Origin of the sequence: Streptomyces sp. H27-D2 (genome assembly GCF_035828615.1) — a bacterium.
Classification (GTDB): domain Bacteria; phylum Actinomycetota; class Actinomycetes; order Streptomycetales; family Streptomycetaceae; genus Streptomyces.
Genome location: NZ_JAYMZR010000011.1, coordinates 21,069 through 38,913 on the forward strand (window position 1 = coordinate 21,069; position 17,845 = coordinate 38,913).

General features: G+C 69.9%; 36 protein-coding genes. 25 read left to right on the forward strand and 11 right to left on the reverse strand.

Annotation, left to right across the window (positions count from 1 at the left end):
• Positions 1 to 267: 267 nt before the first annotated feature.
• The 12 genes from QMK28_RS34190 to QMK28_RS06895 all read left to right on the forward strand — a co-directional run bounded on the left by QMK28_RS34190 (position 268) and on the right by QMK28_RS06895 (position 5,482).
• Positions 268 to 555 (forward strand): zinc finger domain-containing protein, encoded by a 288-nt coding sequence (locus QMK28_RS34190; RefSeq protein ID WP_443050562.1) that lies wholly within the window; start codon positions 268 to 270, stop codon positions 553 to 555.
• Positions 552 to 785, forward strand: coding sequence for a hypothetical protein (locus QMK28_RS06850; RefSeq protein ID WP_326436101.1), 234 nt, complete (start codon positions 552 to 554; stop codon positions 783 to 785). Before QMK28_RS34190 ends, QMK28_RS06850 begins: the two co-directional genes overlap by 4 nt.
• Entirely contained in the window at positions 782 to 1,009 is a 228-nt protein-coding gene (locus tag QMK28_RS34195; RefSeq protein ID WP_443050563.1) for a DUF6011 domain-containing protein, read from the forward strand. The genes QMK28_RS06850 and QMK28_RS34195 overlap by 4 nt, the downstream gene beginning before the upstream one ends.
• Complete coding sequence (locus QMK28_RS06855; RefSeq protein WP_326436102.1) at positions 1,009 to 1,914, forward strand: hypothetical protein; 906 nt, start codon at positions 1,009 to 1,011, stop codon at positions 1,912 to 1,914. The genes QMK28_RS34195 and QMK28_RS06855 overlap by 1 nt, the downstream gene beginning before the upstream one ends.
• Positions 1,911 to 2,738, forward strand: a complete 828-nt coding sequence (locus tag QMK28_RS06860) for a DNA adenine methylase (protein ID WP_326436103.1) — start codon at positions 1,911 to 1,913, stop codon at positions 2,736 to 2,738. Before QMK28_RS06855 ends, QMK28_RS06860 begins: the two co-directional genes overlap by 4 nt.
• 73 nt (positions 2,739 to 2,811) lie before the next feature.
• Complete coding sequence (locus QMK28_RS06865; RefSeq protein ID WP_326436104.1) at positions 2,812 to 3,237, forward strand: hypothetical protein; 426 nt, start codon at positions 2,812 to 2,814, stop codon at positions 3,235 to 3,237.
• A gap of 54 nt (positions 3,238 to 3,291) precedes the next feature.
• On the forward strand, positions 3,292 to 3,645 hold the full coding sequence (locus QMK28_RS06870; protein WP_326436105.1) for a hypothetical protein: 354 nt from the start codon (positions 3,292 to 3,294) through the stop codon (positions 3,643 to 3,645).
• 92 nt (positions 3,646 to 3,737) lie between these two features.
• Positions 3,738 to 3,974: a hypothetical protein gene (locus QMK28_RS06875; RefSeq protein WP_326436106.1), complete on the forward strand. Its 237-nt coding sequence runs from the start codon at positions 3,738 to 3,740 to the stop codon at positions 3,972 to 3,974.
• Positions 3,971 to 4,207, forward strand: coding sequence for a helix-turn-helix domain-containing protein (locus tag QMK28_RS06880; protein WP_326436107.1), 237 nt, complete (start codon positions 3,971 to 3,973; stop codon positions 4,205 to 4,207). The genes QMK28_RS06875 and QMK28_RS06880 overlap by 4 nt, the downstream gene beginning before the upstream one ends.
• Positions 4,204 to 4,668, forward strand: coding sequence for a hypothetical protein (locus QMK28_RS06885; protein ID WP_326436108.1), 465 nt, complete (start codon positions 4,204 to 4,206; stop codon positions 4,666 to 4,668). Before QMK28_RS06880 ends, QMK28_RS06885 begins: the two co-directional genes overlap by 4 nt.
• A gap of 74 nt (positions 4,669 to 4,742) precedes the next feature.
• Positions 4,743 to 4,889 (forward strand): hypothetical protein, encoded by a 147-nt coding sequence (locus QMK28_RS06890; protein WP_326436109.1) that lies wholly within the window; start codon positions 4,743 to 4,745, stop codon positions 4,887 to 4,889.
• 188 nt (positions 4,890 to 5,077) lie between these two features.
• Positions 5,078 to 5,482 (forward strand): hypothetical protein, encoded by a 405-nt coding sequence (locus QMK28_RS06895; RefSeq protein ID WP_326436110.1) that lies wholly within the window; start codon positions 5,078 to 5,080, stop codon positions 5,480 to 5,482.
• Positions 5,483 to 5,709: 227 nt separating this feature from the next.
• On the opposite strand, the gene QMK28_RS06900 is transcribed toward QMK28_RS06895, so the two are convergent.
• Complete coding sequence (locus QMK28_RS06900; protein ID WP_326436111.1) at positions 5,710 to 5,991, reverse strand: hypothetical protein; 282 nt, start codon at positions 5,989 to 5,991, stop codon at positions 5,710 to 5,712.
• Between the two features lie 147 nt (positions 5,992 to 6,138).
• Here QMK28_RS06900 and QMK28_RS06905 point away from each other — a divergent pair, with 147 nt between their 5' ends.
• The 10 genes from QMK28_RS06905 (at position 6,139) to QMK28_RS06950 (ending at position 9,950) form a co-directional block, all read left to right on the forward strand.
• On the forward strand, positions 6,139 to 6,477 hold the full coding sequence (locus tag QMK28_RS06905) for a hypothetical protein (RefSeq protein WP_326436112.1): 339 nt from the start codon (positions 6,139 to 6,141) through the stop codon (positions 6,475 to 6,477).
• A 9-nt stretch (positions 6,478 to 6,486) separates the two neighbouring features.
• On the forward strand, positions 6,487 to 6,663 hold the full coding sequence (locus tag QMK28_RS06910; RefSeq protein ID WP_326436113.1) for a hypothetical protein: 177 nt from the start codon (positions 6,487 to 6,489) through the stop codon (positions 6,661 to 6,663).
• A 66-nt stretch (positions 6,664 to 6,729) separates the two neighbouring features.
• On the forward strand, positions 6,730 to 6,996 hold the full coding sequence (locus QMK28_RS06915; RefSeq protein ID WP_326436114.1) for a hypothetical protein: 267 nt from the start codon (positions 6,730 to 6,732) through the stop codon (positions 6,994 to 6,996).
• A gap of 27 nt (positions 6,997 to 7,023) precedes the next feature.
• Positions 7,024 to 7,560, forward strand: a complete 537-nt coding sequence (locus tag QMK28_RS06920) for a hypothetical protein (protein ID WP_326436115.1) — start codon at positions 7,024 to 7,026, stop codon at positions 7,558 to 7,560.
• The gene (locus tag QMK28_RS06925) at positions 7,557 to 7,679 is read left to right on the forward strand and encodes a hypothetical protein (protein WP_326436116.1); all 123 of its coding nucleotides are present in this window, start codon (positions 7,557 to 7,559) and stop codon (positions 7,677 to 7,679) included. Before QMK28_RS06920 ends, QMK28_RS06925 begins: the two co-directional genes overlap by 4 nt.
• 224 nt (positions 7,680 to 7,903) lie before the next feature.
• Entirely contained in the window at positions 7,904 to 8,281 is a 378-nt protein-coding gene (locus tag QMK28_RS06930; protein WP_326436117.1) for a DUF6205 family protein, read from the forward strand.
• A 222-nt stretch (positions 8,282 to 8,503) separates the two neighbouring features.
• Positions 8,504 to 8,773 carry a hypothetical protein gene (locus QMK28_RS06935; RefSeq protein ID WP_326436118.1) on the forward strand — a complete coding sequence of 90 codons (270 nt, stop codon included), beginning with the start codon at positions 8,504 to 8,506 and terminating at the stop codon, positions 8,771 to 8,773.
• 206 nt (positions 8,774 to 8,979) lie between these two features.
• Positions 8,980 to 9,228 carry a hypothetical protein gene (locus QMK28_RS06940; protein WP_326436119.1) on the forward strand — a complete coding sequence of 83 codons (249 nt, stop codon included), beginning with the start codon at positions 8,980 to 8,982 and terminating at the stop codon, positions 9,226 to 9,228.
• A gap of 47 nt (positions 9,229 to 9,275) precedes the next feature.
• On the forward strand, positions 9,276 to 9,521 hold the full coding sequence (locus QMK28_RS06945) for a hypothetical protein (protein WP_326436120.1): 246 nt from the start codon (positions 9,276 to 9,278) through the stop codon (positions 9,519 to 9,521).
• 39 nt (positions 9,522 to 9,560) lie between these two features.
• Positions 9,561 to 9,950 carry a hypothetical protein gene (locus QMK28_RS06950; protein ID WP_326436121.1) on the forward strand — a complete coding sequence of 130 codons (390 nt, stop codon included), beginning with the start codon at positions 9,561 to 9,563 and terminating at the stop codon, positions 9,948 to 9,950.
• A gap of 25 nt (positions 9,951 to 9,975) precedes the next feature.
• On the opposite strand, the gene QMK28_RS06955 is transcribed toward QMK28_RS06950, so the two are convergent.
• Positions 9,976 to 10,191 carry a hypothetical protein gene (locus QMK28_RS06955; RefSeq protein ID WP_326436122.1) on the reverse strand — a complete coding sequence of 72 codons (216 nt, stop codon included), beginning with the start codon at positions 10,189 to 10,191 and terminating at the stop codon, positions 9,976 to 9,978.
• A gap of 191 nt (positions 10,192 to 10,382) precedes the next feature.
• Here QMK28_RS06955 and QMK28_RS06960 point away from each other — a divergent pair, with 191 nt between their 5' ends.
• Both QMK28_RS06960 and QMK28_RS06965 read left to right on the forward strand, forming a co-directional pair.
• Positions 10,383 to 10,667 (forward strand): hypothetical protein, encoded by a 285-nt coding sequence (locus QMK28_RS06960; RefSeq protein ID WP_326436123.1) that lies wholly within the window; start codon positions 10,383 to 10,385, stop codon positions 10,665 to 10,667.
• 103 nt (positions 10,668 to 10,770) lie between these two features.
• On the forward strand, positions 10,771 to 11,013 hold the full coding sequence (locus QMK28_RS06965; protein ID WP_326436124.1) for a hypothetical protein: 243 nt from the start codon (positions 10,771 to 10,773) through the stop codon (positions 11,011 to 11,013).
• Between the two features lie 327 nt (positions 11,014 to 11,340).
• Here the strand turns inward: QMK28_RS06965 and QMK28_RS06970 are convergent, their stop codons facing one another.
• The 7 genes from QMK28_RS06970 to QMK28_RS07000 form a co-directional block, all read right to left on the reverse strand.
• Positions 11,341 to 12,282: a helix-turn-helix transcriptional regulator gene (locus QMK28_RS06970; protein WP_326436125.1), complete on the reverse strand. Its 942-nt coding sequence runs from the start codon at positions 12,280 to 12,282 to the stop codon at positions 11,341 to 11,343.
• Between the two features lies 1 nt (position 12,283).
• Positions 12,284 to 12,697: a hypothetical protein gene (locus QMK28_RS06975; RefSeq protein WP_326436126.1), complete on the reverse strand. Its 414-nt coding sequence runs from the start codon at positions 12,695 to 12,697 to the stop codon at positions 12,284 to 12,286.
• 26 nt (positions 12,698 to 12,723) lie between these two features.
• Positions 12,724 to 13,287, reverse strand: a complete 564-nt coding sequence (locus QMK28_RS06980; protein WP_326436127.1) for a hypothetical protein — start codon at positions 13,285 to 13,287, stop codon at positions 12,724 to 12,726.
• A 670-nt stretch (positions 13,288 to 13,957) separates the two neighbouring features.
• On the reverse strand, positions 13,958 to 14,608 hold the full coding sequence (locus QMK28_RS06985) for a hypothetical protein (protein ID WP_326436128.1): 651 nt from the start codon (positions 14,606 to 14,608) through the stop codon (positions 13,958 to 13,960).
• Positions 14,608 to 15,153: a hypothetical protein gene (locus QMK28_RS06990; RefSeq protein WP_326436129.1), complete on the reverse strand. Its 546-nt coding sequence runs from the start codon at positions 15,151 to 15,153 to the stop codon at positions 14,608 to 14,610. The genes QMK28_RS06985 and QMK28_RS06990 overlap by 1 nt, the downstream gene beginning before the upstream one ends.
• On the reverse strand, positions 15,150 to 15,398 hold the full coding sequence (locus tag QMK28_RS06995; protein ID WP_326436130.1) for a hypothetical protein: 249 nt from the start codon (positions 15,396 to 15,398) through the stop codon (positions 15,150 to 15,152). Before QMK28_RS06995 ends, QMK28_RS06990 begins: the two co-directional genes overlap by 4 nt.
• A gap of 246 nt (positions 15,399 to 15,644) precedes the next feature.
• Positions 15,645 to 15,854 carry a helix-turn-helix domain-containing protein gene (locus QMK28_RS07000; protein ID WP_326436131.1) on the reverse strand — a complete coding sequence of 70 codons (210 nt, stop codon included), beginning with the start codon at positions 15,852 to 15,854 and terminating at the stop codon, positions 15,645 to 15,647.
• 185 nt (positions 15,855 to 16,039) lie between these two features.
• Here QMK28_RS07000 and QMK28_RS07005 point away from each other — a divergent pair, with 185 nt between their 5' ends.
• Positions 16,040 to 16,570, forward strand: coding sequence for a hypothetical protein (locus tag QMK28_RS07005; RefSeq protein ID WP_326436132.1), 531 nt, complete (start codon positions 16,040 to 16,042; stop codon positions 16,568 to 16,570).
• 178 nt (positions 16,571 to 16,748) lie between these two features.
• On the opposite strand, the gene QMK28_RS07010 is transcribed toward QMK28_RS07005, so the two are convergent.
• Together QMK28_RS07010 and QMK28_RS07015 are read right to left on the reverse strand one after the other, a co-directional pair.
• Positions 16,749 to 17,174, reverse strand: coding sequence for an NUDIX hydrolase (locus QMK28_RS07010; RefSeq protein ID WP_326436133.1), 426 nt, complete (start codon positions 17,172 to 17,174; stop codon positions 16,749 to 16,751).
• Positions 17,171 to 17,809 carry an NUDIX hydrolase gene (locus QMK28_RS07015; protein ID WP_326436209.1) on the reverse strand — a complete coding sequence of 213 codons (639 nt, stop codon included), beginning with the start codon at positions 17,807 to 17,809 and terminating at the stop codon, positions 17,171 to 17,173. The genes QMK28_RS07010 and QMK28_RS07015 overlap by 4 nt, the downstream gene beginning before the upstream one ends.
• Positions 17,810 to 17,845: the final 36 nt, after the last annotated feature.

The following is a 17,845-nucleotide window of genomic DNA, read 5'->3' on the forward strand; positions in this document are numbered from 1 at the left end:
CCGCAAGGACCGGCCGGCGGTGAGGCCGCCGCTTGCGCCGCCGGGTCATCGGGCGGGGGTGTGGCCGCGGGGGACGTGTCCGCCGGGTCCTGATCCGGAGCCGGCGTCGGATGCGGTGTGGCAGCGGGTGCTTGCCGCGTACACGCGGTGGTTGCCGACGGTTGATGACCCGGCTGTTCGGCCTGATCCGGTCCGGCCGTGTGAGTGCCGGGCTTGCCGAATCCTCGATGTTGGGAGTGTTTCGTGACTCGTCTGCCTGCTGCTCCGATGCCGGACGGTATCCGCCGCTATCTGCGCGCTAAGAAGGCTCCGGCGTTGGGGGTTGGGTGTCCGCATTGCGGGGCTCACGCTCATCGGCCGTGTACGACGCCGTCGAAGCGGCATGTGCTGGTGGTGCCGCATGCGGTGCGGGTGTCGGCGTGGGTGCGGTTGGTGGCGTGTTGTCCGGCTTGTCAGGTGACGCCGGGTGTGGAGTGCCACAGCGATGGGCGGGCGTTGCCGGATGGTGCGGTGCATGCGCGGCGTGAGGCCGAGGCGCTGGAGGTGGCCGCGTGAGCCCTCTGGAGCGGTTGATGGCGGAATCGGTCCCCGACGGGACGTTCGGCGGCTCACGGCCCGTCCAGCGGCCTCCACGGGCCGCCACTGCGGAACTTCGGGGACCCGACCCGCGCGCCGCCGAACACGTCGCCGTCCTCGAAGCCGCCCTCAACCGGCGCGAAGGCCGCGGCACCGGCCGGCCGGAGCGTCACCTGCGCGCCGTCCCGCCGACGGAGAACGCCGCGTGACCGCCGCCCCTGAGCCGGGTCGTTGCCGTTCTTGCCGTCGTCGTCTGCGGGATCCGGTGTCGCTCGCGGCGGGCCGGGGTCCGAAGTGCCGCCGGGCTGCTGCTGGTTCGCCGTCGGGTGGTCTGCGCATCCGCCGACCGCCCCGCACGGACCAGCCGGACGTGATCCCCGGCCAGGCCGAACTGCCCCTCCGTCCCATCCAGCCGACCCTTTGGAGCCTCTGATGACCGACCAGCCCGCTACCTACAGCCGGATCGCGTGGGAGACCCACCAGCGCGACGCGAAGTGCGGATGCACCGCACCGGACCCGGCCGATTGCGCCATCCCGCATCAGCCCATCCCGTGGATGTGCCGCTGCCACCGCCTCAGCGCCAATCCCACAGACGAGGAGCTGGCAGCCGTGCAGCAGGCGGACCAGGCCCAACCCGGCCAGCCCGACGTCCTCACAGCCATCACCCGCTACGAGGTGTCCGTCCTCCCCGCCGACGACCTCAACCGGAAGTTCTACACGCTCCTGGTCGAGCGGACCCGGCGTGGGACGTGGGTCGTCACGGACGGCCACGCCGGCTACCTCGAAGACGGCCACGGGACGCCGGGCCAAGCCACCGCACACCAGTTCGCCGACTACGACGACGCGCTCGCCCTGGCCCGACGGCTCGCCCCGGACATGACCGTCAACGGCCGTACCGCGACCGAGGCGTACCGCCACACCCACCAGGAGGACCCCATGACCAGCCGCCAAATCCTCGACCTCGCGTCGCTCATGAACGAGATCTACGCCCTGAGCAGCACCTACACCCGCGCGGTCGTCAGGGCCGGACGGACCCTCACCGGCGGCGAGGAGAACCTCGCCGCGCAGGCTCGGGGCAATGCCGCCCTGCTGGAGATCGAGAGGACTGTCAGGAGGTGGGTGGCAGAGCACCCGGAGTCGGCCGCTGAGCCGCCGCAGCCGAGTGCCGAGCACGCGGCCGTGTACCTCGACGACGACGACGAGCTGTGGGCGGACTACCCCACGTCTCCGCCGTCCGACGCTGTCCTGCCGCTGAGGTGGGCGTCCGAGACGTGCGACTCCAAGCAGGAACTTGCCGATCGGGGCGTGACGCTCCGCGTCATCGGCTGGTCCCGATGAAGTCGCCTGTCCCGTACTTCGGCAGCAAGCAGCGCATCGCCCCGTGGATCGTCAGCCTCCTACCTCCGCACCAGCACTACGTCGAGCCCTACTGCGGTGGCCTGTCGGTGCTCCTGGCCAAGCCGGCAGCCACGATGGAAACCGTCAACGACCTCGACCACGAGCTGATGACTTTCTGGCGGGTCCTGCGTGACCAGCCCACCGAGCTGGTGCGCGCCTGCGCGCTGACCCCGCATTCACGGGCTGAACTGGCGGCCGCGCAGGAGGAGACGGACACCTGCGGCGACCTCGAACTGGCGCGCCGCATCTGGTGCCGCCTCACCCAGGGCCGGTCCGGCACCCTCCGCAGCACCGGGTGGCGGTACTACATCGACCCTGCTGGGTCGGCCACGTCGATGCCCGGCTACATGGCGGCCTACGTCGACCGCCTCGCCGCATCCGCGGAGCGCCTCCGGGCCGTCAGCCTGGAGTCGCTGCCAGCCCTCGACCTGATCAGCAAGTACGGCAGCCGGGACGATGTCCTGCTGTACGTGGACCCGCCGTACCTCGGCACCACCCGCCCGTGGTCGAACTATCGGGTCGAGATGCGCGAGGAGTCCGATCACCGCGACCTCGCGGCCGCGCTCGCTGGCTGTCGGGCGTCGGTCGTCCTGTCTGGGTACGCCAGCGATTTGTATCGCGAGTTGTACGACGGCTGGTACAGCGCCGACATGTCGACCATGACCGGGAACGCCTCGGCTGGCAAAGGCCGCACCGAAGTCCTGTGGTCGAACCGCGTGCTCGCCAGCCGCTTGTCCCTCTTCGGCGACGCGCCCACCGCGTGACACCGCGTATGGCCGCCCCGCTCGAACCGGGGCGGCCACCCCACCAGTCCACCACGACCATCAGGAGGACCCCATGATCCGCCCCAACACCCCCGACCGCGTCGAGGACGGCCGCAAGACCACCACGTTCCACCTCAGGCGGGCCTGCAACGGCTGCGGCCAGCACCTCGGCGATGTCGACAACCGGGACGTCGACGACCGCGGGAACCTCACCGACGTCCGCGGCGAGTGCGACCACTGCCGGCCGCTCGTCGCCCTGGAAGCCGCGGGCTGCCGGACGTGGCGGCTCACCCGCCGGAACCTCCCCGAGATCGACGACGAGGTCGACCGCGACGGGATCTACGCCAAGGGCTACTGGGAGTACGTCGACGGGAAGCTCCGCGTCACCGGCCTGCGCATCGGCAGCGGGGAGACGCGGATCGTCGCCTACTTCGGCGACTGGATCATCCGGCGGCCTGACGGGTGCTTCACAGTCCACAAGGCCCCCTCCCCCGCCTGACCGCGTCTATCCGGTTCCAGCCACCCACACATACCAGCCACCCAGGAGACGACCATGACCGACCAGCCCGACACGTCGCGAGCGACCATCCCGCCTGGCGGCACCGAGCGGCGCGAGCACGCCAGCCTCCGCGCCCGCATCACCGAGCTGGAGCAGCATGCCGCCACGACCCCGCCCGCCGCCGACCGGGCCGATCTCCGTGACCGCGTCCGCCGCGCCATCTGCGCAGTCAGCGGTTTCGAGTGGGACGCCGAGGGCTTGGAGCCGGACGAGTACGGGGACCACGCCGACGCGGTACTCGCCGTCCTCCCCGAGGTCGCCGACCGGGCCGCAGGGTTCGAGCTGCGGGGCACCGCCGAGATCCGGGCCGCCGCATTCGACGAGGCCGCCGAGTGGGTTCGAGCGTGATGGCCGCTACGTAACGCAGCTCTTCGGACACCAGGTTGCCACCGAACTCCGCCGCCTGGCCGACGAGGCGCAGTCCGCAGGGGAGGCCGGTCGTGGCTGACTCCCGCGCCCTGACACTCGCCCAGTTGCTGCATCTCGTCGACCGGGCTCGTCGCGGCACGATCCTGCCGCCCGAGCTCGACGACCTGCGCGCCGGGATCGTCGCCCTCGACGCGGCGCGGCGGAGTGCGGGCGGGTTGCAGACCGCGCTCCTCACCGCCCGCCGTGAACGCGACGCCGCACTCGCGGCCCTCGCCCAGCACGACCAGCCGAAGGGGCCGACCGGGTGAGCGTCTACCTGCTGGATGTGCCGGAGTTGCACCGCCGCCTGGACGCTCGCCGCACCGAGCAGGGCCTGTCCTGGCGGCAACTGGCCCTGCACCTCGACGTCAGCCCGTCCACGCTCAGCCGGATCGGCGACGGACTGCGGCCCGACGTTGACGCCCTCGTGAGCCTCCTCGTGTGGCTCGACCTCGACACCGACATCGCCTACCTGATCAAGCCCAAGGAGCCGACTGCATGAGCACGCCCCGCGAGACCATCACCGCCTGGCTCGACAAGCTCACGCCCGCCGCCAGCGTCTTCACCCTCCGCCGCGACGAGGACGTCACCGGTGTCTCCGGGACCGGCGTCGTCGCCGACGGCGTGCTGTTCCCCGCTGCGGGCAGGGGCGTGTGCGTCGTGCGGTGGCGCGGTGAGCGTGGCTCGACCGTCGTGTGGGACCACCTCGGCCACGTCAAGGACATTCACGGCCACGACGGGCGGACCGTGATCGAGGTCGTGCCCGTCGGCGAACTCATCGCGGCGCTCAGGGCCGTGGCCGCCATCGAGCCGGCGACCCGGGAGCGGTACGGCGACACGGAGGCCGTCGACGGGTGGAACGACGCGCTCGGCGAAGTCCACTGCGCGATCGCTGACGCGATCGAAGACCTCCACGGACACGGCGACCTCGTCCCGCCCGTCGCCGCGGACGTCCAGCCGTGAGCGGCGGTGAGCGTTGGGGTCCGACCCGGCGTCCGACTGGCCGGGCGCGCTGCCTCACTGCGGAGGAGCAGGAGTTGGCCGACGACCTGCACATGCGGGCCCTCACGATCCGGGCCGCTTCCGACGGCGAACTGTCGATCCCGGACGCCGTGCACCTGGCAGCCGTCCAACTGGGTCTCGAAGCACCGCAAACCGGGACAGGCGAAGCGGGGAATCGATGACCAGACCATCCCTCGCCCGCGAACGCACACCGAGAAGCGCGCTGAGCGCCTGCGAGAGCGGCTAGCCCCAGCCCGTTGGCACCGAGCGGCGGCCCCAGGGTCAGTTCGGCCCGCAGAACGCCACACAGAGCCTCGACGACTCCCGCGACCCACAGTCCACCGCCCGGCCGGGCCCACGGAGGAACCCCATGAACGAGCCCCAACTCCCCACCGCAGCCGCCGCCGAGATGCGCGAGCAAGTCGCACGGGCCATGGCCAAAGCCGCCGGCAGCCGCGCATTCCACGAACCCGGCACCGCCTGGGACCACCCCCGATCCGCCTGGTACGCCCACGCCGACGCCGCCCTGAGCGTCCGTGACCGGCGAATGGAACAGCTCGCCGTCGAGGCTGCCGCCTACGACCAGGACGCGCTCGACGCCATGAACCACAACGACCAGACCTGCGAAGCCGTCGCCGAACGCGACCAGCTCCGCGACCAGCTCGAACAAGCCGAAGCCGCGTCGCAGGAAGTCCGTGAGGCACGCACGCTCGCCGACGCCCTCTACGCCGTCGCCAAGCACGACGGCCTCGCCACCGATCAGCCGCAGCCGTGAGGCTCCTCACCGCGCTGGTCGCCGCCTGGTTCGCGGTCGCCGTCCTCGCACCACCCGCACTCGAATACCGCAGCCTGCCGACGCCCGCGACGACGGCGGTAGGGCCGTGACCAGCGATGACCGGTCTCGACTCGCCGCGCGCCGGGTGCGAGCCCGCACGTTGGGCAACGGCCGGAGGGCATGCGAAAGCCGCACACCGTCGTGGTGTGCGGCACGGGCGGAGCGGGTCAGCCGGCGGGCTTCTTGCGGCTGCGTGGCTTGGGCTTGGGGTCGCGCAGTGGTGGTACGCCTGCGGCGACTCCGAGGCGGCGCACGTGGTTGCGGTCGTAGGGGCTGGCGTCGGCGATGAGGCCGGGTGGTGCGTTGCGTTCCATGAGGTGTTTGACGATCCCTGTGTGGAGGGCGTCGCGTGCCTTGTCGAGGGCTGCTTGCTGTTCCTCGAATGCGGCTGTGAGCTGGGCGATTTCGGCGAGGGCGGTGGCCTGCGCATCGGCGTTGTGTTCGGTCATGGCCCGATGATGACACGTGGTGTTGCAACTTCGGTAGCCAGTCTCATGCTATCTGGTGATGCAATCTCACGATGCCCCTTGACTATGCAACATGAGGATGCAACTATGGAGTCATCGCCACAGGGAACCGCAACGCAGGGGGACTCGATGATCCGCAGCAACCGCATCCGCCGCACCACCCTCAAGGCCCGCGCCACCGCTACCCGATCCGCCGCCAGCATCCGCCGCCGCGGCACCGCGTCCCTCGCCACCCACGCCATCGCCCAGGGCCTGCCGGTGCGAGACGCGCGATCCATGGTCGGCACCCTCCGCAAGACCGCCGCGAAGCTCGGCGTCACCGGCACCGCCGCCCGAGTCCACGCCGGACGCCGGATGCGTGACAGCCGCCGCTACACCCCGGCGCAGGTCGCGGTCATCGCCATCGCGTACCGCCCCCGCAAGGCCGCGTTCAAGACCGTCGCCGCCCGCCTCGCCCTCGCCGCTTAGGAGCCCGCCGTGACCATCTTCCGTATGGGGCAGCGCGTCCGCACGACCGTCGATGCCCCCTCTGTCTGGCCCGGCGGCTTCTCCGGTCTGCCCGAAGGGCCGCACGTCGGCTACGGCGTGCGGCTGGACGGCGACGCATCCGGCCTGCCCGCCGCTTACGACCCCGATGAACTCACCGCCGCGTGAAACCGTCACCGCCCTGGATCTGCGTGCGGCCCCGCTCCATCACCCCGTCTGCCTGAGGAGAAGCTGATGACCGACGCCACGCCGTCCGCGCCCGCGTACACCGTTGCGATCGTCCGCAAGGGCCAGCCCATCGAGCGTCACGCCTGCACGACCGGAGGCGACCTGCGCACGGTCGTGTTCGACCTGATCCGTTCCCAGGGCGGCACCATCGGTGACGCCGATTACTCCGGCCTCATCGCGATGGTCGGACGCGCCCGCAGCATGGCCGACATCGAGGGCTTCGCCGCCCTGGAGTTCGGCACGGCGGCCGCCATCATCCGGCCCACCGCCTGACCCCCACCCCAGACCTTGAGGAGCACGATGACCGACGCCCCGATCACCGCCCGCGCCCGCTTGTCCGCGTACATGGCTCACGAGTCGGATGCGGACGGCGCCGAGTTCGAGCAGCGCGTCGACGCCGTCGTAGCCGAGGAGACCGAGCGGCTTCGGGCCCAGGTGGATGCGGTCCGCGCTTTCGCTGTCAGCCACGAGTACCGGTGGCTCCACGAGCTGCTCGACGGGCACGGAACCCACGGCGGCCACCGGTGGGCGGCGGCCCCACCTCGCGTCAACCCGAAGGAGTTCAAGATGGAGACCGAGCCGAAGACCCGCATGGAACTGGCCTGGCAGTCCGCGCGGACCCGCGCTAAGGGCATACAACAGGCAGCCGAGTGGACCCGCGACGACAGGGACCTGGATATCAGGCTCCTACGGGAGGCCGTCGCCCGCTTCCTCGACAACGCGCTGGAAGGCCAGGACGTTACCGAGCTGGACCTGGTCGCCTACCTGGCGGATGCGGGGGTCGACCTTGGTCCCGAGATCGCGGCGCACCAGGCGCTGCTGGACGCCGCCGAGTGACCGCCCCTGCCCCGCCCGCCTCGTGGTGGGAGGAGTCGCCCGCCGAAGCCGGGCGCGCCGACCGCCAGTACTGGGAGCGCGACGACGACCCCACCGACACCGACGACGAAACCGCCTGACCCGCCCGTCGCCCGCCCGCCCTTGAAGGGACCCGTCATGCCGGACCAGAAACTGCCCCGTGGAGAGCGGCTACGCCAACACGTCACTCGCCTACTACCTGCATGACGACATATGGGGCGTCAGCCTCAACCACGTCCCCCGCCAGCACCTGATCACACCCGAACAGGAAGCCTGACCACCCCGCCCCGTCTGGGGCGGGCCCCTCCGAGCAAGGAGCAACACCGTGGGATATGAGTCGCATTGGACCGGAGAGGTCCGCATCAGTCCGCCGCTCACCTGGGCGGAGATCAGGGACAGTCGCTCGCCGGGCCTGCAAGACCTCAAGTTGCGCCTCACCGAAACCGTCGTAGACACGGCGACGGGGCAGATCACGACGGTCGCCGCGATCGGGATCGTGCCGCTCACCGCCGAGGCGTACAACGGCTACACGATCGAGGAGGAGTTGCAGTCCCTCCTCGACGCCCACCCGCAGCACGAGTTCGTCGGCGCGATCACGGCCCGAGGGCCGGAGGGGAACCACTGGCGGTACGTCGTGCGGGACCGCCGAGTCGAACGCCAGGAGGCGCGCCTCGTCTGGCCCGACGGCGAGGAGCTGACGTGACGGCCCGCTGCCGGTCGTGGCGTCTCCACCGCCTCCGCCCCGTCCGCTGCACCTGGCCCCGCAGCCACGCCGACCGCAGTCGGTGGCACTGCAACGAGGCCACCGGCCGAACCTGGCGCGTCCGGTGAACACCGCGTTCCTCCTGTGGCCGCTGGCCGCCCTCGAACTGGCACCCCGCATCCTCACCCGCCTCATCCGCACCCTGACCCAGGAGGTCCCGCCATGCCCGACGCCATCGATCCCGTCACCACCTACCAGTCGGCTGGACACAGCGTTCTCGACCTCGCCGCCGAGTCCGCTCTGCGACTCCCGCTGCTCGAAAATCTCCTGATGATGCCGCCCGCCGACCGGCACGCATGGCTCGCGTCGCTCATCGAGGGCCTCCACGACAGCATCGCGCAGGACGGCGAAATCGAGCGGCGCCCCGACGCCTACGCGATAGGCCGGCGCATGACGCTCCTCCTCAAAGAGCAGGGGCACGCCTGTCTGTAGCAAGGTCTTTGGGCCGCACCACAGCAGGTTCTCTTGGCTGCACCAGGTGTTCGACTGCCGGGTCTCGGGAGGGCTGGTGCACAGGCATGGCCAGCAAGAAGAGGCCGGATGCGCCGACGGTCCCATGTCGGGTGCGCGTTCGAGAGTGCGGCCAGATTTCCTTCACGGAGTGCGGCCCAAAAACCTTCACACAGACAGCACGCCTGATGGCTGACGATGACGCCCCGCGCTGGCCCGACCTCACGCCGGTACCGCACTACGCCGGCCTGAGGGTCGGCGACCGGATCAACGTCCTCTGGACCGATTACAGCGATACCGTGCCCGCCGAGGTGACGCGGACGGTCGTCTTCGGGGCACTGGTCATGGTCGACACCACGGCAGCCCCGTCCTGGTCGTGCGACCCGTTCCCCATGTACGTGACCCAGCAGTGCCCCAACGGGTGTTGGGCTCGCTAATGGCCACCTACCCGACCAACTTTGCCCCTCGCCCCGAAGGAGTCCTGATGCCTCATCCCCTCGCCCGCAGCGTCGCTGTCACGGCAGTTCTCGCCCTCGGCGCTCTCGGCCTGACCGCCTGCGACCCCGGCGACGACTGCGACGACAGTTCGATGTCCGCCCAGTTCGCGGCACCCGCCGGCAAGAGCGGCGGCAGCAGCGGAGGCCGCGGCGGCTTCAAGTCCGGCGGCAAGAGCAAGCACCGCAGCAGCCACGGATACGGGCACGGTAGTGGCGACTGCGACGACGACTGACACCCCACTGCCACACACAACCCATCCCGAGGAGATCTTGTGAGCTATCCGCAGTTGCTGCAACCGGCAGAGAAGTTGGCCTCGGCGAAGGACGGGCTGGAGCTGCCGCCAATCGTCGTCCTCTGTGGCTCGACGCAGTTCATGGCTGAGTTCACCGAGGCCAACGTCCAGCAGACGGCCCTTGGCCGGATCGTCCTGTCCGTCGGCTGCAACATGAAGGAGCCGCACCCGCTGTGGGCCGACCCGGCCGACGCGGAGCGGCTGAAGCCGCAGCTCGACCGACTCCACAGGGCGAAGATCAAACTTGCCGACCAGGTCATCGTCGTCGGCACCAGGATCGGCACCAGCACCCGCGCCGAGATCGCCTACGCCCGGCAGCTCGGCAAGCCGATCAGCTACCTCCACCCCGAGGTCGACCCCGACGCGTAACCCCACCCCGCGGCAGCCCTCGGCCTCACGGTCGGGGACTGCCGCGCGTCACCACGTCGTCGGCGGGCAGGCGCCGGGCGAGTGCGCAGGCCAGATGCCCGGCCACGTCCGCACCCTGCTCGCCGGCCGCCGCGTGGAGCTGTAGGAGCTCCACCGCGGCCTGCGCCTCGCCGTGCGACAGGAGCGGCAGCCGGACACCGTCACCCTCCACCAACGCCCACCAGCGCGCATCCGTATCCACACGGAGCCAACCGCAGAAGACGGCCACGGGTTACGGGATACCGGCCCGCATGAGTTCCGACATGAGATCGGAATAAGCTCCGTGATAAGAAGCCGCACAGACAGCGCGCGCAGCGATGCCCAATTCCCGTACCGTGACACCGAGCGGCATCACGCTGATACCGCTACCGGAACGCCGGCCGGAGGACAGCCATGAGCGACGCACCGTGGACCATCGAGACCATCTGTGACGCCCTCGGCGCGCCCACCCTCGCCCAGCGCTTCCTCGGCGAGATCAACCGGGCGCCCGCGCATCAGCTCCTCGGCGTGTTCGCCAGGTGGGAGCGGATCGCCAAGGACATCCTCGCGGCCGTCGAACGCGGGCGGACGCTGGCCGCCTACGACGCCCGCGGTGAAGAGTTGCCCGGTGAGTGGGTCGACGTCACCGACCGGGTCCTCGACGAGGCTGCCCGCATTCGTACCCGCGGCGCCGCCTGACTCCGGCATTCGGGTCACGCACAGTCCCGAGTCGACTACGCTGCTTGCCGGGAGATCCGAACATTGGATTGCGCGCCTGCCCGCGCCAGCGATAAGGAATACGGTGTATCGCCTCAAGTACGATCCCCCCGCCGAAGCGGTCCACGACGCACTCCCGCCGGCCGCCAGCGAACCCCTCACCGCCGCCTTCGCAGCAGCCTGCCACGACCCCCTCGCAGCCACCCAGCCCTACGGCGAAGACGACGACGTCATGCGAATGGTGATCACCGAACACGCCACCGCCGTACTCCTCATCGGCCACACCCTCAAAACCATCACGGTGTTGCAGATCAGCTACCTCGGCTGACGCAGCCCCCTACGGCCAGGACGACGGATGGACGTACTCGGCGACCTGCCCCGCCGGCATCGTCACCCTGATCATCAACCCGGAAACCCAGCGCATCACCCCACTACAGATCACCGCACTCTGAACACGACGAAGCCCCCAGCCTCGGCTGGGGGCTTCCGCTATCCCCGCGGACGCGGGGCGGGTGCGAGACGATGTGTGCCTCGGGTCCATCCCCGCAGCGGCGGGGAGCAACTACCAGACCACTCGGGGTTGTACAGGCCTCATGGGTCACCCCCACATGCGCGGGGAGCACGGCTAGACCGTAGCGCGCGGGGGCGGTGTCTGTCAGCCGGTTGCGGCGTCGGGGTCGTGCCGGGCGATGATCGCCCACAGGTCCGCGTCGGCCACCGCCGCCCGCACCAGCGCCCGCGCATCCCTCGGCGCGGGGTAGGGCCCGATGAACATCTCCCGCACGAACGTGATCTCGTACTCCTCGGGCAGCTCGGCCTGGATCGCGTCCTTGTAGTCGTCCGCGACCGCGTCCATGTCGAACCTGGCGACGTCCAGCCCCTGCGAGGTCATCAACTCCTTGATGTACTCCAGGTACCGGCGGGCCGAGCCGTCATTGGCATCGGCCCACGTCAGATACACCGCGGTCTCGTCGGCACTCTCCTGCGGCCCACCCGCCAGCCAGGCGTCGATCGTGGCGGGCAGCCACTGCGGCGTCCGGCCGACGTACCGGTCCGGGGCCGGCCCCTGCTTCCGTGCGATGTACGAACTCCACGTGCTGGGGGCGATGTCCCGGCCGCGGGCCCGCAGATAGCCCAGCACCTGGTCTCGCGTCATGTGCTGGTCCGCCGCGCCGGCCTCCCGTGACGGCACCGGCGTCTGCGGCGTCGCGCCCAGCACATGCCAGTCCGGCGGGATCTTCCGCGCCTCCTGCTCCAGGTACTGCACCGCGGGCATCGACGAGGTCGCCGGGTAGTGGGACCAGCCACGCCACGGCCGCCGCTCGGGCTGCTCGGCCTGCTCGGGCGTGTACCAGTTCGGCCAGTCGGACTGCCGGTCGCGGATCGGTGCCTCGGACTCCAGCCAGATGCCGGCTGCCGAGCGGGTCGTCGTCTGCGCGACGGCTTCGGCGAGGGTGCGGGCGCGTGGTGTCAGCGCGTCGAGGTCGACGTCCTCGTGGTAGCCGGGCGTGACGTTGGCGATCGCGCCCTCGCCGTCGGGGGTGAGCGTGTGGCTGGGGGCGTCGTCGCGCAGCATGATGTTGACGATCGTCGGCATGTCAGTACTCCTCGTCGTTGAGGTAGCGGTCCTCGGCCTCGGCGGCGCGCTGCTCGGCTGCGGCTGCGGCGCGGTACGTCTTGGTCTCTGTCTCTCGGACGAGTGCGGCCAGGCGCGGTGCGTCGTCGAGGCGGGTCAGGTCGATGAGGTAGACGGCTCCCTGGACGCCGGGGTGGGCGGGGGATTCGCCGAGTTCGCGGTCGAGGCCGAGGGTTTCCAGGGTGATGCCGTAGTCGCCGTAGATCTGGCGGGTGTGGCCGAGGTAGACGCGCTCGCCTGCGAATTTCCCGTCGAGGGTGATGGGCGCGCCCGCCGTGAATGCGGCCCGCAGGATGCTGGCGTCGCCGATGGCGCCGATGTGTCCGTGGATGCTGGTGGTCTTGCTGGTGAGGTGGATCGGTGTCTTGTCGGTCATGGAATTCTCCTTCCGGCGCTGGGCGCTCACTCGTAGTCCGGGTTGAGGTAGCGGTCGTCCTCGGCGGCGATCCGGGCGTCCAGGGCGTCCGCCTCGGCCTGCTCGCGGTCGATGAGGGCGGCGAGGCGGGGCGCGTCCTGAAGCAGGCGAGGGTTGATCAGGTACGAGGCGAGCTGTACGCCGGGGTTGTCGGGGTCGTCGCCGAGCAGGCGCTCCCGGCCCAGCCGCTGCTCGACGATGCCCATGTCGCCGTAGGTGGGGCCGCTGATTCCGAGGTACACGCGGTCGCCGTCGAAGTCCCCGGAGAGGGGCACGGGGGTCTGTGACTCGAAGGCGGCTTGCAGGGCGGTGGCGGGTCCGATGGCGGTGAACTGGCCGGGGGTGCGCCAGCTACGGCTGCGGTCGAGGCGGTACACGGCGGCCTGCTTCCTGGCGCGCACGGCGCCGATGGTGAGGCGGTGGGCGAGGGAGGCGGCGTCGAGGACCCAGCGGCCGGCGCGCTTCGTGGCGGTGACGACGCCTCGGCGGCACCAGGTGCGGATGGTGTCGACGGTGACGTGGGCCTGGCTGGCGGCGGTGGTGGTGTTCATCGGCTCCCCCTCGGTCTCGGTGTTGCCCGACACCAAGAAGCTACAGCCTCACGCTGTACAGCGTCAAGCTGTACGGGAGGGGAAAGGGAAACGGCCCGCCACCCAACCGGGCAACGAGCCGCACACCACACACCGACCGCCGTCAGGCCGGGTCCGCCCACGGATTCGCGACCCGCGTGACGAAGACCTTCCGCCAACGCCGATGCTCCATGAACCACACGATCCACGGACCCTCAGCGAACGACTGCAGCCTGGACACCCCCGACGCATTCGCCGTATCCGCCAGCCGAGGCCGGGGGTCCACTGCTGCACAGCCGTGACACCCACCAGCCGGCTACGAGAAGACGCTCCCCAGCGTCCACACGATCAGCCACCAGCCGCCCCCGAACACGACGATCACCCCGAGCAGCCACGCGAACACCGCACCCGGCCACGCCACCGCCTCAGGCGCAGCAGGCGGCTTCGCCGGGCAACACTTCGAACAATGAGGCTCAGCCATGCGCGCAGCATCCACCCCGCTGCGGCGGCCGGATAGCGCGGAATCAGACACGCCGGGGCAGGGTGGCCGGAAGGCGGCACGGCCAAGCCCTCGACCTCACACCAGGGGCCGCCACCCGCAGCGCCCCCTCCGACAGTGACGGCATAGCGAACAAGGGCCGGCCGTCGGCCGTCACGACGCCTCCTTGGGCAGGGTCGGGTTGAGGTCGTCGAGGCCCTGCGCCTGCCACGCCTCCTTGTACCGCCACACGCCGTTCGAGCACTCCTCGCGGGAACGGCCGTGGAAGACAGCGGAGTCGGTGCCCCAGTCGGGACGCCACAGGTTCGGGCCGGGGAAACGGGTGGCCGTCATCCGGGAGGTGATGGTCTCCCCGCAGCCGAGGCACGCCCCGCGCGGAATCGCCATCAGCCGGTCGACCGTCGCCACCTCCTCGCCGACGGTCCTCTCCACCTCCTCGTGACGGCACGGCGGCAGCTCACGGCACAGGCGGCAGACCGCATAGTGCTCGGGCAGGGTCCGCCATCGCATGCTCGCCCCGCACTGGAGGTGCAGCGGCCCCTCTTTCGGCTCCTCCTCGCTCCGGACGACGACGACCATCGGGCGGCTGAACCACCCGCCGGCGTCGGGCATGCCGTGCTGCACCCACGCGTCCCGGTAGTCCTCCGGCCAGTCGACAGGGTCCACTTCCCGGATCTCGACCACCCGGTACGGCCGCCGATCCAAGATCACCAACTTTCCGGCCGCCAGCCTGTCGGTGCCACGCCACCTGCCCACACCGCGCTGCTCCGGACGCCACTCGTCAGAATCGATACGGATCACCATCACGCCACCTCGTCGGGCAGGGGGTGGCCGGCCTGCTCCAGCCGGAACACCAGGTCATCGGCGTCGATGCCGCCGATGTCGTTCGCTTCGACGACCCAGTCGGTGACGATGCGCAGGACGTCGGCGGTCGCCTGCTCCGCGCGCTGCCAGCCCCGCTCCATCTCCTCCATCCGCCGTTCCCGGACCGCGAGGGCAGCATCGGCAGCGGCGTCCGCCTCGCTGTAGTTGAGCGGCACAGGGACACCGCGCTGCGCCATATCCATGGCGTTGGTGCCGAGGTGGACACGGACCGCATCCCGGATTGCCACCGCGTACCGCTCCCGTAGCCCGGCATCCGGGACGGGGGCCGCCTGCTGCTCCTCGGCGGTGTGGCCGGGGCACACGAACGGGTACGGCAGGTTCTGGTCAGTACAGAAGCGGCAGTCCTCCGCATTCCCGCCGGGCGGCGTCGGAACGGACAAGTCCACCACCCCTCCGGCCAGCCACGCAGGCAGACGCCGCCCACCCTCGGTGGCGGTCGTGATGCGGCCCGTTGGCTCCGTCATGCCGACGCCCTCCCCAACTCGCGGTAGTCGATGTGCGGCACCCCGGCGATCACCATGGCCCCGCAGTAGCCACAGTGGTACTGCCCCAGCGGAGCGCCGACGAGCTGCTGCGGCTCCCACGGCCACGGGCACCGCTCACCACCCTCGTTCAGCGGCGCGGTGATGGTCATGTCGAACTCCAAGTCGGTGTCCACCGCGTCAGCCGGCGCAATGTCCTGCCACTGACGCACACACGGATCAGTCACGGCTTTCCTCCTGGTTTGTGTAGGTTCATTGTCTCACCAACCCAGCTTGATCGGCAGGGAGTTGAGGGGCGATATGGTGGAGATGCGGGCAGGTCAGGGGGCATCGGGCGGCGTATTCGACACGTCCGGCTGTGATGACGACTACCGGGCGGGCGGTTAGAGTGGCAGCAGTCCCAACGCCAGCAGCGAACAGGACCCCTTGCCGAGACCCGCCAGTTTGCTCCTGGCGGGTCTTTGTCTTTGTGGTCATGCCGCGGCGCCCCCGTTCTGCTGGGCGCGCAACTGGTCGAGGTAGTCGTTCAGCGCACCGACCGGGATGTACCGGCGACGGCCGATCTTGATGGTCTCCAACTCTCCGGACTTGATCAACGAGAACAGAGTGGTACGACCGATACCGGAAGCAGAGACAGCCTCGGGAACAGACAGATTGATCTTCGAAATGCGTGCGTCGAACACAACCCCTCCTGCGTAAGCGGGTCACTTACGCGTTTGACCGTAGCCGTACAGCTGGGTCCATGCAAGTACGTGGGTCACTTGCGCACCAGATGGCACGGTGCGATGCTGCCCGCATGTATCGCTTTAGGGACTGGAAACTCTCGTACCGGCCGGGTGGATGGGTTCGAGCAAGAGAGGCGGGCGGAATGGTCGCCTACCTGCAATTCCGCGCTGCTGGATCCGAGGATGCGCCGCGGCTTGATCCACATGCGGTGGTGGTGAAATCCGATGAAGCGATCAGCGGACGTTCTTGGCGTCGGGTTCCATTCGCCGAGATCAGCTTGCACGCCGGGATTCCCGAGGTACGCGACGTCCTGCTGCAGCCGGGGGGAAGTGCCACGCCATCTCTCGACGTCCTTGAGCAGTACTTCGCGGACACGACGGAGGAGTACGAGTGGCTTGGGGGCATGATTCCGTACAGCCAGGCCGTGGTGTCTGACGACCCAGCCGACCCCCAGACGCCTCTTCCGCTCATCCAACCGCCTGCGGGGCGGATCACCGATGAATTCCTGCAGGAGGTCGCTGAGGCTTATAACTGGTTCGTCGCCGCCAAGAAGGCCCCCGCACCTGGGATCGCGGAACTGTCTGGCGCGCCGGTGCGGACCGCACACCGATGGGTGAGTGAGGCCAGGAGGCGGGCGTTTCTTCCGCCGGCTCGAAGGGGGCAGGCCGGATGAGCGGACGTCGCAGCAACGGCGAGTCGTCCATCTACTTCTCGGAGTCAGACGCCAAGTGGCACGGCTGGGTCACGGTCGGAACCAAGCCGAACGGGGCCTCGGACCGCCGACACCGACAGGGCCCGGAACGTGAAGGAGCCCCGCCCAATCGGGCGGGGCTCCTCGTGCGTTGGCGCGCCTACTCGCCCGCAGTGTCGTGGGGGAGCGTCCCGTCGAGGTACTCCTGTACGGGCTCGAACAGTCCGTAGGGGACGTACTCGGGGATCTCTCCGTGGGTGACCCAGGCGACCTCGGCGAGCTCTTCGTCGTCGGCGACATGGGCGGTACCGGACAGTGCGTCGCACGCTGTGTACGACATGAGGCGCATTGTCTTCGGGTGGACGCGTTCCCCGAGGAGCTTCACCGCCTCGACTGTCAGCCCAGTCTCCTCCTCGGTCTCGCGCACGGCGGCCTGTTCGGCGGTCTCGCCGGATTCGATGGCGCCGGCGGGGAACTGCCACATCAGCTCGCCCTCCTTGACGCGGCGCCGGACCATGAGGACCCGGTCGCCCTGCACGATGATCGCGGCGGAGATGCCCGGCTTGTCGTCGGTCGGTTGGGTCATGCCGTAGCCTCCAGGGCGGTCAGGATCGGCGGGTAGATGCGGTCGGCGGGGATGAATCGGGTGACGGCTGTGCGGGGGACCCATTGCACGTCGGCGTTTTCGAGCTGGTCGCGGTTGCTCGCCTCGCCCATGAGGTAGTCGCACAGGTGGTACTCGCACTGGACGCCGGTTGTGGGGTGCAGGCGGCTGCCGAGGTGTTTGCGGACTGAGCAGTGCACGCCGGTCTCCGCGTGCGTCTCCTGGACTGTGACGGCCTCGGGTGCCGCGCCGGGCTTCACGACGCCGGCGGGGAATTGCCATGACAGGGCCTCGCTGCCGCGCCGGCAGACCAGCAGGACTTCCTCGCCGCGTATCACCACGGCGATGGCGACGCGGAGGACTTGCGCCTGCGGTGGGCCGGCGGCGGGCCGGGATAGGAGGGTGAACCTCCGCTGCACTGACTCACCGGCCCTCTCGTAGGTGGTGTCGAGGATCTGCTGCATCTCCGGCCGCGGGACGATGTCCGGGTGGGCGTGCCAGGCGGCGACGGTGCGGACTGCGATCCCGAGCCGTGCCGCGAGGGCTTCGTTCGTCATGCGAAGCGCGGTCTGCAAGGTGCAAGCAGTCCGGCCGGTCCACGTGCCGATGACATCCACCACTATTCGGGCCCCTACTGCGTAGTCGCTCGGGTT